This is a genomic window from Psychrobacillus sp. FSL H8-0483, from assembly GCF_038637725.1.
Classification (GTDB): Bacteria; Bacillota; Bacilli; order Bacillales_A; family Planococcaceae; genus Psychrobacillus.
The window spans coordinates 682945-696472 of record NZ_CP152052.1 but is presented as its reverse complement, the minus strand read 5'-3'; the positions used below and the strand labels follow the sequence as shown (position 1 = coordinate 696472).

Here is a 13528-nt window from a genome sequence, read left to right as displayed (position 1 = left end):
AGCAAATCATGGAGATTTTAAACATGGAGAAAAACTTTTTATTTCTGTTCCTTTATAGTAATGAAGTAAAATGTCGTGAGCCTTTACAGAATCATTGGCTAAAACCTCTGCTCCATACTGACTCATCCCTACTCCATGCCCATATCCTACGGTATCCACTACGACTTTATTAGATTGAAAAGATATGGAGAAATCGGTAGAGGGTAATCCAAGTAAAGTACGCACTTCTCTGCCTGTCCATATTTTTCCGTTCATTTGTATAGACTCCACTCTATTAGAATCCGTCTTCTTAACTTCTAGCGTATTTGGTATAGAAGACGACCACTTTAATCCAAATGCGTTCGACCATTCTTTATTCGTGAATTCAAACTGTTTATTCATATTCTGCGCGTAAAGTTCTTCCTCTTCACTTGGCACGGAAACTAAGTAAGGAATGGCATAGCCACTGTAGTTCTCAGCACTTTCTGTCTGTCCATTGCTCGTGGAGAAGAACATTGCAGTAATAAGTTGGTCTTTATATACAATGATTTCGCCTTCTGTCGACGCGATAATCTTTTGGAGTTTTGCTTCATATTGCTCGAAGGAGCCCCCCCATTTTTTCTTCCGATCTTCTTCACTCGCATACACTTGCTTTTGCACTGTTTTATCGATGGTCTTTTCTCCGTAATTTGTTGCTTTTAGCACATATGTCCTTGCAGCAATCGATTGTGCCTTTAATGCTTCTTCATGGAAGGTAATCGGCATTTCGGCAGCAACTACTCCTAATACATACGTTTCGAGAGGAATTTTCTCCTTAACCCCTTTCACTTCGATTAGTATTGGACAGGCAATTTCGAGTTTCGGTGTGATTTCTGGTACAGGTTTTACTTCTTGTTTTTCTTTGATCAGTAAAAACGGTAAGAACAAGAGGCCAATGCAAAGGATTAATAAAAGGATATATTGTTTCATAGGGGTACTATATGCTAGCAAATAGATTCTAATGAGTAAGTAGTTTTGAATTAATAGAATTTTTCTGTTGGAAGTAGTTTAGGAGAATTGGTTAGGGAACCGAGAGGAATTGACTGTTAACCGAGACCATTTTACTCCAAAGCAATACCAATTATATTTTAAATACGTTCATCCATGAGCTTCTAGAGGCCTTATTTTACAATAAATAACGGTATATGGCTTAACGAGACCAATATGTATGTAACCACAACCAATTGGCTTCTAACCGAGATCATTTCATCCCAAAGCGAGACCAATTATAATTTAAATACATTCCATGAGCTTCTAGAGGTAATATTTCACAATAAATAACGTTATATGGCTTAACGAGATCAATATGTATGTAACCACAACCAATTGGCTTCTAACCGAGATCAAATGACGACTAACCGAGACCATTTCATCCCAAAGCGAGACCAAATATATTTTAAATACATTCCAAGAGCTTCTAGAGGTAATATTTCACAATAAATAACGTTATATGGCTTAACGAGACCAATATGTATGTAACCACAACCAATTGACTTCTAACTCAGATCAAATGACGACTAACCGAGACCATTTCATCCCAAAGCGAGACTAAATATATTTTAAATACATTCCATAAGCTTCTAGAGGTAATATTTCACAGTAAATAACGTTATATGGCTTAACGAGACCAATATGTATGTAACCACAACCAATTGGCTACTAACCGAGATCAAATGACGATTAACCGAGACCATTTCATCCCAAAGCGAGACCAAATATATTTTAATATGCCAAAATTGAATTTTGAAGCATAAATAAGGATCAGAATTCAATTTTCCCATCATTTTTACGCAATCTACCTTATGAAAATCGCATTTTCATCGTTTTATTAAACTAATACTATTGTGATATTCTAGCTTCGAGGTGATTTGATGATAGCAAAAAAATATTCGACTACTCTATATGTAGAAGCACTAAAAGCACTGTATAAACGTCTGCCAAGGAAGCATCCAAAGCTTAAATGGATTCAAGATGAATACCATCAAAAGGTTGCAGGTGATTTAGGTGAAGAAGTTGTGATGAAAGTGTTGGAGCAAGTACAATTGCCGTATAAATTTTATGTATTCCACAATATTTCGTTATACACAGAATCTCTTTTTCAAATGGATATATTATTAATTTCCCCGTATTATGCGGTTATATTTGAGGTGAAAAATATAAAAGGAGAAATTTCATTTACAACAAATCCCCTACAGCTTGTGCGTAAACTCGAAACTGGCGAAATCAATACATATGATAGCCCAGTTCTTCAACTAGAGGAATACGTATATCACTTAAACCAGTTATTACGTGGCAAGTACATTCATTTGCCAATCTATAGTGCCATTGTCTTTGCGTTCACTAGTTATATAAAAACCTCTCCAAGCGATACAGTTGTTTTGTCACGAAAAGAAATCAAATCTTTTTTAAGAAAAATCAAGATAGACAAACCTCTCCTTTCAAGTGAAGATCTAGATAAACTCAAAGACTGGATTCTAAACTCTAATTATGATTTTCTTCCCTTCCCAATATGCAATCACTTTTCTATATCACCTGAATCCATTATAAAAGGAGTAGAATGCGTCCAGTGTGGTTTAATTGGCATGAGAAAGGTAAGTCATAATTGGTTTTGTCCATGCTGTAAAATCTATCACAAAAAGGCTTACGAACAAGCGTTGAAGGATTATTTCTTTATCTATAAAAATACGATGACTAACAAGAATGCCAGCAATTTTTGAAATTAAATAACAAACATGAAGCAACAAGAATTCTGAAAAACAGGATGCTAATGAAGACCGGTCAATCTCGGAACGCTAAATATAGCATTTTGTTTTCGAAAGTAAATGGCTAAACGAGAACAATTCAACCTAAACCACAACTTACTCGGAAATTCGACACCGTATTTCTTTCTAAGCTTTATCTTTAGATAAACACTGCAAAGTGGCAAACTTAGACGCGTTAAATGTAAATGAATAACGATAAATGTCTAATTGAGACTAACTATCCCCAAACCACAACCAATTAACCTGGAATCGAGACCAATCTCATTGCAAACACAACAGTCACAACCATTCCCTCTATCCTAACGCAATTGAAAAAAGCACTATCCATGTATACTTGGATAGTGCTTTACATATATTATTATACGAATTGTACTGTTTTCTCTGTGCTTTCGCTACCGATACGTTCGATATCTGCACCAAGTGCTGCAAGCTTCTTGTCAAAATCGACATAGCCGCGATCTAAGTGATATAGCTCTGTAACACGAGTTATACCTTCTGCGACTAAACCAGCGATGATTAGTGCTGCTGCAGCGCGTAAGTCCGTTGCTGCAACTTCTGCGCCTTGTAAATTAGATGGAGACTCCATGATCACAGAGCGACCTTCAATTTTCATATTACCATTCATGCGTCTGAATTCTTCCACATGCATAAAACGATTTTCGAAAACTGTTTCCGTAATGATACCCGTTCCGTGTGCTGTCATCATTAATGCCATCATTTGCGATTGCATATCAGTAGGGAAACCAGGATGTGGCATTGTTTTAACATCTACAGATTTTAAATCGCCTGTAGAACGTATACGAAGACCTTCATCCTCTTCTGTGATTTCGATACCCATTTCTTGCATTTTAGAAATTAGAGCCGTCATATGCTCAGGCACGGCGTTTTCAATGAGAACATCGCCTTTTGTAATTGCTGCTGCTACCATGAAAGTACCAGCTTCGATGCGATCCGGGATAATATGGTGTTCTGTACCGTGAAGTTCAGTTACACCCTCGATTCGAATTGTATCCGTACCAGCACCTTTTACACTGCCGCCCATTTCATTAATAAAATTAGCTAAATCGACAATTTCCGGTTCCTTAGCAGCGTTTTCGATTACCGTCGTACCTTCGGCAAGTGCTGCTGCAGTCATGATATTTTCAGTAGCGCCAACACTTGGTACATCTAAATAAATTTTTGCACCTTGTAAGCGACCATTTGTTTTTGCTTCTACAAAGCCATGTCCGAATGAAATTTCTGCACCCATTGCTTCAAAGCCTTTTAAATGTTGATCGATTGGTCTTGATCCAATTGCACAACCGCCTGGAAGAGCTACACGAGCAAATCCATTACGTGCTAAAATTGGTCCCATAACAAGTATAGAAGCACGCATTTTACGTACATACTCAAATTGTGCCTCACTAGAAAGTCTTTGTTGTGAATCAATTATCACTTCATTTTTCTCGGGACTATATGTTATTTCTGTATTTAAACTTTTTAAAACTTCATTTATTGTCAAAACATCTGCAAGTGTCGGTACATCTTTAATAATATTTTTTCCCTTTGTCGCAAGTAAAGCTGCTGCTAGAACCGGTAGAACAGCATTTTTAGCTCCTTCTACTCGCACTTTACCTTGTAACGTTTGGCCGCCTTTAACAACGATTTTATCCACTTCGTTCCCTCCGAGTTCATTATCCTCATTTGCTTTTATATAAAAGAAATATGTATGATGTCATATTTTAGGTTTACAAAACATTATCATCATACAACGTATTTCGACTATATACAAGCATCTAAAACACTATTTTCAATGGCTTTATTGGTAAATTTTCTTGTTCTATTATACGTAATACCCTGTCTTTTCGTGTAGATAATTATAAATTACCCTACAATGTTTCTCCTAAAACCTATTAGAAAAGAAATTTCCCAGGAAATATGAGGAGATTCTACATGCTCATACAAACTTGTCCATAATTTGCATGAGCATATAGGATCTAATTAAATAGATACTGTAATTGACTTGACCATGCAGTTAGATTTAAGAAAAAATTTGCAACGCTAGAGCCAATCATAATACTAGCTAAAATATAAAAAAGCTGAGCTTGAAACACGTGATTTTTTTTAATAAACTTGTCTACCATTAATGATTGTAACGCATAAAAGGCAATACCTATAAAGAAAATATTGGCTAAAATTGCAATCACTGCTTGCTCCCCATTCAATAAGCCCATTATATTTCCCTCTCTTTCTATTTCTTAAAGATAAAAAACGGACAGAAATAAATCTGCCCGTTACATAACCATTCAAATTAAATGTTACCCTCATAAACGTTGATACGATTCATTGCACGTTTCAAAGCAAGGTTAGCACGATTGAAATCAATCGAATCTTGCTTAGTTTGAAGACGTTCTTCTGCACGTTTCATCGCTTCTTTTGCACGAGCTAAATCGATCGTTGAAGCAACCTCGGCTGATTGTGTTAATATCGTAACCTTTTCAGGACGAACTTCTACAAATCCTCCGTTTACTGCAACGTACTCGGTTTTCCCATCTATTTTCAACTTAACTACACCAATAACAAGTGGAGCAACCGTTGGAATATGACCAGGTAAAATACCGATTTCACCTGATGCTGTTTTAGCGATAATCATGTCTACTTCAGAATCGTATACCGGGCCGTCGGGAGTGACAATATTGACTGTAAGTGTCTTCATATTTTTACCTCCAGGTCCGAATTATTATACTTCTACGCCCATGCTTTTCGCTTTTTCAACAACTTCTTCAATGCGTCCTACTAGACGGAAAGCATCTTCTGGTAAGTGGTCATATTTTCCTTCAAGAATTTGTTTAAATCCTTCAACAGTTTCTTTAACTGGAACGTATGAACCTTTTTGACCTGTAAATTGTTCTGCAACATGGAAGTTTTGAGATAGGTAGAACTGAATACGACGAGCACGGTTAACCGTTAACTTGTCTTCGTCACCTAATTCATCCATACCTAAGATTGCAATGATATCTTGAAGCTCTTTATAGCGTTGTAATGTAGATTGTACTTGACGAGCTACATTATAATGCTCTTGACCTACGATTTCTGGAGAAAGCGCACGAGAAGAAGAAGCTAAAGGATCCACGGCTGGGTAGATACCCATCTCAGATAATTTACGCTCTAAGTTTGTTGTTGCATCTAAGTGAGCAAAAGTTGTTGCTGGAGCTGGATCCGTATAGTCATCGGCTGGTACATAAATCGCTTGGATTGATGTTACAGAACCAGTATTAGTTGACGTAATACGCTCTTGCAATTGACCCATTTCAGTAGCAAGTGTTGGTTGGTAACCAGCTGCAGATGGCATACGACCTAAAAGAGCCGAAACCTCAGAACCTGCTTGTGTGAAACGGAAGATATTATCGATGAATAAAAGTACGTCTGCACCTTGCTCATCACGGAAATATTCAGCCATTGTAAGACCAGTTAAAGCTACACGCATACGTGCGCCAGGTGGCTCATTCATTTGACCGAATACCATTGCTGTTTTCTTAATAACGCCTGAATCGCTCATCTCGTGGAATAAGTCATTTCCTTCACGCGTACGCTCACCAACACCAGCGAATACCGAAATACCACCATGTTCTTGAGCAATGTTGTTAATAAGTTCTTGGATAAGAACTGTTTTCCCTACGCCGGCACCACCGAATAGACCGATTTTACCACCTTTAATATATGGTGCTAGAAGATCTACTACTTTGATACCTGTTTCAAGAATTTCAACTTCTGTTGAAAGGTTTTCGAATGTTGGAGCTTGACGGTGAATTGGATCACGACGGTCTTCCGCTGAAATCTCTTCCCCTAAGTCAATAACATCACCTAGTACGTTGAATACACGTCCTAATGTTACGTCACCAACTGGAACAGAAATTGCTGCACCAGCATCGATTACCTCTGTACCACGCTTAAGGCCGTCAGTTGATGCCATAGCAATAGTACGAACAGAGTCATCTCCTAAGTGTAAAGCTACTTCTAATGTTAACGTTGAAGGCGCTTGGTTTGGACGTTCAATCGCTACAGTTAATGCATTATAGATAGCTGGTAAATGGCCATTGTCAAACTTTACGTCAACAACTGGACCCATTACTTGTAGTACTTGTCCTTTGTTCACTACTGTTCCCTCCTGTCTTACTTTTCTTCACTATTCTAGAGCCGCTGCGCCGCCTACAATTTCCGTAATTTCTTGCGTAATTGCTGCTTGGCGTGCTCGGTTATAAACTAATGTTAAGTTGCTAATTAAATCAGCTGCGTTGTCTGTCGCACTCTTCATCGCGGACATACGTGAAGCATGTTCACTGGCTTTACCATCGAGTAATGCACCAAAAATTAGGCTTTCCGCATATTGAGGAAGTAACACTTCAAGAATTGCTTCAGCTGAAGGTTCAAATTCATAAGAAGCTGTTGTGCCTGTTTCTACTGCAATATCCGTAAGTGGCAGTACCTTTTTCTCTGTAACTTCACTAGAAATGGCACTGACAAAGTGGTTGTAGTACATATAAAGTTCATCATATGTACCATCCGTGAACATACCAACAGCTCTGCGCGCTATTTCTTTAATATCAGAAAAAGCAGGTTGATCTGGTAAACCTATAACTTCTCCGATTACATTCGAACCACGTTTTTGGAAGAAGTCACGTCCCATACGACCAATTGCTAAAACTACATACTCATCTTTTGACGAATGTCGCTCCGCTATAGCATTTGCAACAGCACGTATAACGTTACTGTTATAAGCTCCAGCTAAACCACGATCTGAAGTAATGACAAGATATGCTGTTTTTTTCACAGGACGAGAAGTTAACATTGGATGTCCACTATCACTTGTACCTGATGCAATTGCACCTACTACTTCTTGAATTTTCGCCATGTAAGGAACATATGCTTTCGCATTTTCTTCCGCACGGCTCAATTTAGATGCAGAAACCATTTGCATGGCCTTCGTAATTTGACTTGTTTTCTTTGTAGACGTAATTTTACTTTTAATGTCGCGTAATGATGCCACTGGTATTTCACCACCTTATTGTTTTTTTCACTTAGACAAAAGAATTATTCAGATTTAGCGAAAGTCTTTTTAAATGCAGTAATTGCATTATTCAAGTCTTCTTCTGAAGGAAGATCTTTAGTCGTGCGAATATGATCTAAAACGTTTGTGTGGTTTGAATCTATCCAGCTGTTTAATTCAGCTTCAAAACGAGTAATATCTTTAACTGGAATATCATCTAAATGGCCACGTGTTAGAGCGTATAAAATAAGTACTTGTTTTTCCACTTTAATAGGGCTATTCAAGTCTTGTTTTAATACTTCTACTGTACGTATACCACGATTAAGTTTTGCTTGAGTCGCAGCGTCAAGATCTGATCCAAATTGAGAGAATGCTTCAAGTTCACGGAATGCAGCTAAGTCAAGACGTAGTGTACCCGCAACTTTTTTCATTGCTTTAATTTGAGCTGAACCACCAACACGAGATACAGATAAACCAGCATTGATTGCTGGACGTACGCCCGAGAAGAATAGATCAGATTGTAAGAAGATTTGACCATCTGTAATAGAAATTACGTTGGTTGGAATATAAGCAGAGATATCTCCAGCTTGCGTTTCAACGAACGGTAATGCTGTGATAGAACCAGCACCAAGTGTTTCATTTAACTTCGCAGCGCGCTCAAGAAGACGGCTGTGTAAGTAGAATACATCCCCTGGATATGCTTCACGACCTGGAGGACGACGAAGTAGTAATGAAAGTTCACGGTATGCAGCAGCTTGTTTTGATAAATCATCATAAACGATTAACACATGCTTGCCTTCAAACATGAACTCTTCAGCCATTGTTACACCAGCATAAGGAGCTAGGTAAAGTAATGGAGCTGGTTGTGATGCAGATGCAGTTACAACGATTGTGTAATCTAAAGCACCTTTTTTACGAAGTGTTTCTACAACGTTACGAACAGTCGATTCTTTTTGACCGATAGCAACATAGATACAAATCATATCTTGGTCTGCTTGGTTAAGAATTGCATCAATCGCAACAGATGTTTTACCTGTTTGACGGTCACCGATGATTAACTCACGTTGCCCACGCCCGATTGGTACAAGAGCGTCAATCGCTTTAATACCTGTTTGAAGTGGCTCATGTACTGATTTACGTGCCATAACTCCTTGTGCAGGGCTTTCGATTGGACGAGATTTAGTAGTTGCAATAGGACCTAGTCCGTCAACTGGTTGGCCAAGTGGATTGACAACGCGGCCAATCAATTCTTTACCAACAGGAACTTCCATAATACGGCCAGTTCGACGTACTTCATCGCCTTCTTTGATGTCTGTGTATGGTCCAAGGATAACGATACCAACGTTATTCGCTTCCAAGTTTTGTGCCATACCTAACACACCAGTTGAGAATTCTAATAATTCTCCAGCCATGACGTTGTCGAGGCCATGAGCAAGAGCGATACCGTCACCAATTTTAATGACTGTACCAACGTCGCTAACTTTCATCTCAGATTCATAATTCTCAATCTGCTGTTTAATCAAGACACTGATTTCTTCAGCTTTGATGCTCATGTATGTCACCTCTCTAAATTCATAATATTAACCGATCAAGTTACGTTTTAAGCGATCTAGTTTTGTACTTAGACTGCTATCGTAAATGCGGTTTCCGATTTGAACACGCATTCCACCAATGATTGATGGATCTACAATGTTTTGAATACGTAAAGATTGTTTCCCTACATTTTTTGCAAATACAGTAGAGACGTTTGCACGCTCTTCTTCTGTTAATTCACGTGTAGTATATACTTTCGCTTCTGCAACACCTTGTGCATCGTAGGAAAGTGCCATAAATTCAGTAATAATGTCTGAAACTTCACCTAATCTTTTCTTATCAATAAGCACTAAAAGTGTATTAATAACAATTGGATTAGCATTGTTGAAAACTTCGCGGATTAGCTCTTTTTTCTTGTCTAATGAAAGCTTTGGAGATGTGAATAAAGTTTTCAAATCTTTATTGCCATTCCAGACAACTTTAAGTTCGCGTAAATCATTTTCTACTGATTGAAGCTCATTTTTTTGTTGTGCTAATTCGAATAAAGCGATTGCGTAACGTTTAGCTGCAGTTGAATTACTCACTTAGCTTCCCCTGCCTTCGCAATCGTTGCCTCGATTAGCGCACGGTTATCTTCTTCCGAAACTTCTTTTTCAAGAACTTTGGACGCTGCAAGTACTGAAAGTGAAACTACTTCTTCACGTACTGCTGCAATCGCTCTCTCTTTTTCTGTATCGATTTCACGGATAGCAGATTCTTTCAAACGCGCTGCTTCAGTACGAGCAGTTGTGATAATTTCTTCACGAGATGCTTCGCCTTGCTTTTTCGCATTTTCTACAATCGCTAATGCTTCTGTACGCGCTTCTTTTAATAAGTCACGTTGTTCTTCAAGTAATCGCGCTGATTCATTGCGGCTATTTTCTGCTGCTTCGATTTCGCTTGCGATTAACTCTTCACGTTGATTCATAATACCCATAAGTGGGCCCCATGCTACTTTCTTCAATAAAAACATAAGTAGTGTAAAGAAGAATAATGTAGCAAGGATATCCAAAATATTCAACCCATCATGGCCACTCGCACCAAGTACAAGGTAATCAAAAGACACGATTGTTTCACTCCTTTCAAACGCTAATAAGAGATCTTACTTCTATAATGTAATGTTATACTCATTGTTTTCTAATTCATAAAGAGAATGGCGGAAATGTTTCCGCCATTTCATCCTGTTGAAGTTGTTCTTATTTGTTTAATACGATGAACGCGATAACTGCTGCGATGATTGGAAGTGCCTCAACTAATGCTACCCCAATGAACATAACTGTTTGTAAAGATCCACGTGCTTCTGGTTGACGAGCGATACCCTCTACTGTTTTTGAAACGATTAAACCGTTACCGATACCTGCACCAAGTGCACCTAAACCGATTGCTATAGCTGCTGCTAAAAGACCAACTGAACCTACCATTGTGTAATTTCCTCCTTGGAATGTTGTTTTATTTATTTCTGCTTAGTAATACTGAGCAGTTATATTAATGGTCAGACGACACTTTATGTGACATATAAACCATTGTTAACATAACGAAAATGAACGCCTGGATTCCACCGATAAATAGTGAGAAACCTTGCCATGCCATTGCTGGAATAATTGCTCCAACAAAGCCAAAAATATTAGATGTTGCTAAGCCTGCAAGTAGTCCTAAAAGAACTTCCCCTGCATATATATTTCCGTAAAGACGTAGACCGAGTGTCAACGTATTTGCGAATTCTTCCATTACTTTTAAAGGAGCTAAAAAAGGAAGCGGTTTTAAGTAATCTTTACCATATTCTTTTATGCCCTTCGCTTTGATGCCATAGTAGTGCGTTAATAGAATAATCATTACTGCAAGTGTCATCGTTACCGTCGGATCCGCTGTTGGAGATTTCCACCAAAGCACACCATCATACGATATCGAAAATGGTAGACCTAACACGTTTGCTACAAAAACAAACATGATTAATGTAATTCCAAGAATATGGAATCTCCCACCTGTTTGCCAGTCAAAGTTACTTTTAATAATGCCTTTTACGAAGTCCATAATCCACTCCATGAAGTTCTGCATACCAGTTGGCTTCAGCTTCAAGTTTCTTGTCGCGATAAAAGCGATCAAAAATACGATGAGTGTTGTGACTGCAAGCATCAGGATATTCGACCAGTTTCCGTACATCCCCAAAAACTCAAAAGTGGGATTTTTATGTTCCACGATTAATTCACCTCACTTTCACAATCTCATTGTTGGTGTCTTGCATAATACATAATTCGTTCTACTAAAAGCAGAACATAGGGAATCATTAATCCAATGACTGTGCTTATAACATGAATATACTGTGGAAGGGCAAGTGCTATTGCAACAGCTGCAACGCCAGATGCGAAGCGGAATGTTGTACCGAGACCTGCTCGTCCTTTTCCATTTGTTAACACACGGTCAAATTTCTCCATTCTACGTACTAGAATCCAGAAATTATACAGACCAAACAAAGAACCTAGTGCTAGGCCTGCAAAAATTGTCGAATATGGGGTAAACCCCCAACCTAGCGCACATACTGCGAGCAAAAAAAATATGTACTTTTTCTGCTTTGTATAAATATGTTGCATTTCATGCATTGGTCTTCAGTCTCCTGAATCATATTTTCGAATGGTAGTAATAATGGCAAACATACCAACCGCAAGGCCAGCGAGTAAACATATTACTAAAAGTACTGGAGTGGTTCCATAAGTATTGTCGATCCACATTCCTGTGAATGTACCTATTAAGATAGAACCAACAAGCTGTGAGAGAATCGCTGAATACATAGCTATCCCTTGTAACGGACGTCTTATTTGACGCATAAAAGTGTCCTCACGTTTTTCCTCATAAAGTAAAAACTGTGAATCTAGTAGAAAGTTGATACATCAAGTGTTTCAAGCACTAAACACCTATCTTGATCATCCTTTGTAAGCATACAATAGGGCCAATTTGATGTCAATTAGTAGAAGTGAAAAACTTCACAAATACTTCTCATTTGACATCTTATCGACAAATTTAAAAAATTATTTTTGTTTTAAATATTCTTTTAAAGCATCCACAATCTTTTCTGAAGCTTTGCCATCCCCATAAGGATTACTCGCTTTCGCCATTTCGTTATAAGCAGTTGGGTTAGATAGTAGCTCATTTGCTAATCGGAAAATAGTTTCTTCTTCAGTTCCTGCTAGTTTCAACGTTCCAGCTTCAATTCCTTCTGGTCGTTCTGTTGTATCGCGAAGAACGATTACTGGTTTCCCTAACGAAGGCGCTTCTTCTTGAACTCCACCAGAATCCGTCAGAATAATAAATGATCTAGCCGCAAAATTGTGAAAATCTAATACCTCTAACGGTTCGATTAAATGAATACGATCATTTTCTCCAAGAATGTCGTTTGCTATTTCTCTTACCGCTGGGTTCATATGAACCGGATACACTACTTGTACATCCTCATGTTCTACTAATAATCGATTAATAGCTCGGAACATATTGCGCATTGGCTCTCCCAAATTTTCTCGACGATGGGCTGTTAATAGTATTACTCGACTATTTTGTAGCTTCTCTAAAATAGGATGCGTATAATCTTCTTTTACAGTTGTTTGAAGTGCATCAATCGCTGTATTACCAGTAACAAAAATCCGATCACTTAGCTTATTTTCAGCAAGTAAATTTGCTCGTGATTTTTCCGTTGGCGCAAAATGTATATCTGCCATTACACCCGTTAGTTGTCGATTCATTTCTTCAGGAAAAGGAGAATATTTATTCCATGTACGAAGTCCTGCTTCTACATGACCGATTGCAATTTGGTTATAAAAAGCCGCTAGACTAGCAACAAATGTTGTAGACGTATCTCCATGAACGAGCACGATGTCTGGTTGTGCTTCTTTCATGACTGCGTCAAGACCTTCCAGTGCTCTAGTCGTTATATCAACTAAAGTTTGACGATCCTTCATCATATTTAAATCATAATCCGGCTTTATATTAAATGTTTCAAGCACTTGGTCAAGCATTTGACGATGTTGAGCCGTCACTGTAACGATTGATTCAATTTCTTCTTGATGTTTTTGAAGTTCAAGAACAAGAGGAGCCATTTTTATCGCTTCTGGTCTCGTTCCAAATATCGTCATTACTTTCCATTTACGCATGAAATTTATAC

At 38.1% G+C, this 13528-nt stretch carries 15 protein-coding genes; 1 reads left to right on the top strand and 14 read right to left on the bottom strand.

Features of this window, described 5'->3' with window-relative positions; all coding sequences use genetic code 11:
* Positions 1-6: 6 nt before the first annotated feature.
* Positions 7-948, bottom strand: coding sequence for a stage II sporulation protein D (gene spoIID / locus MHB48_RS03350; protein WP_342600147.1), 942 nt, complete (start codon positions 946-948; stop codon positions 7-9).
* Between the two features lie 941 nt (positions 949-1889).
* Here spoIID and MHB48_RS03345 point away from each other — a divergent pair.
* Entirely contained in the window at positions 1890-2735 is an 846-nt protein-coding gene (locus tag MHB48_RS03345; RefSeq protein WP_342600146.1) for a nuclease-related domain-containing protein, read from the top strand.
* 403 nt (positions 2736-3138) lie between these two features.
* On the opposite strand, the gene murA is transcribed toward MHB48_RS03345, so the two are convergent.
* The 13 genes from murA to wecB all read right to left on the bottom strand — a co-directional run bounded on the left by murA (position 3139) and on the right by wecB (position 13517).
* The gene (gene murA, locus MHB48_RS03340; RefSeq protein WP_342600145.1) at positions 3139-4434 is read right to left on the bottom strand and encodes a UDP-N-acetylglucosamine 1-carboxyvinyltransferase; all 1296 of its coding nucleotides are present in this window, start codon (positions 4432-4434) and stop codon (positions 3139-3141) included.
* A gap of 322 nt (positions 4435-4756) precedes the next feature.
* Positions 4757-4993: a DUF1146 family protein gene (locus tag MHB48_RS03335; protein WP_342600144.1), complete on the bottom strand. Its 237-nt coding sequence runs from the start codon at positions 4991-4993 to the stop codon at positions 4757-4759.
* A gap of 77 nt (positions 4994-5070) precedes the next feature.
* Positions 5071-5475, bottom strand: coding sequence for a F0F1 ATP synthase subunit epsilon (locus MHB48_RS03330; protein ID WP_342600143.1), 405 nt, complete (start codon positions 5473-5475; stop codon positions 5071-5073).
* A 24-nt stretch (positions 5476-5499) separates the two neighbouring features.
* Positions 5500-6915, bottom strand: coding sequence for a F0F1 ATP synthase subunit beta (gene atpD / locus MHB48_RS03325; RefSeq protein ID WP_342600142.1), 1416 nt, complete (start codon positions 6913-6915; stop codon positions 5500-5502).
* A gap of 30 nt (positions 6916-6945) precedes the next feature.
* On the bottom strand, positions 6946-7806 hold the full coding sequence (locus MHB48_RS03320; protein ID WP_342600141.1) for a F0F1 ATP synthase subunit gamma: 861 nt from the start codon (positions 7804-7806) through the stop codon (positions 6946-6948).
* Between the two features lie 44 nt (positions 7807-7850).
* Positions 7851-9359: a F0F1 ATP synthase subunit alpha gene (gene atpA, locus MHB48_RS03315; RefSeq protein ID WP_342600140.1), complete on the bottom strand. Its 1509-nt coding sequence runs from the start codon at positions 9357-9359 to the stop codon at positions 7851-7853.
* A 27-nt stretch (positions 9360-9386) separates the two neighbouring features.
* On the bottom strand, positions 9387-9923 hold the full coding sequence (locus tag MHB48_RS03310) for a F0F1 ATP synthase subunit delta (protein WP_342600139.1): 537 nt from the start codon (positions 9921-9923) through the stop codon (positions 9387-9389).
* Complete coding sequence (gene atpF, locus MHB48_RS03305; RefSeq protein ID WP_342600138.1) at positions 9920-10444, bottom strand: F0F1 ATP synthase subunit B; 525 nt, start codon at positions 10442-10444, stop codon at positions 9920-9922. Before atpF ends, MHB48_RS03310 begins: the two co-directional genes overlap by 4 nt.
* A 130-nt stretch (positions 10445-10574) precedes the next feature.
* A complete protein-coding gene (atpE, locus tag MHB48_RS03300; RefSeq protein WP_340917842.1) occupies positions 10575-10799 on the bottom strand; it encodes a F0F1 ATP synthase subunit C in 225 nt (74 codons plus the stop codon).
* Between the two features lie 64 nt (positions 10800-10863).
* Complete coding sequence (gene atpB, locus MHB48_RS03295; RefSeq protein WP_342600137.1) at positions 10864-11574, bottom strand: F0F1 ATP synthase subunit A; 711 nt, start codon at positions 11572-11574, stop codon at positions 10864-10866.
* Between the two features lie 26 nt (positions 11575-11600).
* Positions 11601-11975, bottom strand: coding sequence for an ATP synthase subunit I (locus MHB48_RS03290; RefSeq protein ID WP_342600136.1), 375 nt, complete (start codon positions 11973-11975; stop codon positions 11601-11603).
* A 6-nt stretch (positions 11976-11981) separates the two neighbouring features.
* Positions 11982-12200 carry an AtpZ/AtpI family protein gene (locus MHB48_RS03285; RefSeq protein WP_342600135.1) on the bottom strand — a complete coding sequence of 73 codons (219 nt, stop codon included), beginning with the start codon at positions 12198-12200 and terminating at the stop codon, positions 11982-11984.
* A gap of 201 nt (positions 12201-12401) precedes the next feature.
* The gene (wecB, locus tag MHB48_RS03280) at positions 12402-13517 is read right to left on the bottom strand and encodes a UDP-N-acetylglucosamine 2-epimerase (non-hydrolyzing) (RefSeq protein WP_340917833.1); all 1116 of its coding nucleotides are present in this window, start codon (positions 13515-13517) and stop codon (positions 12402-12404) included.
* Between the last annotated feature and the right edge of the window lie 11 nt (positions 13518-13528).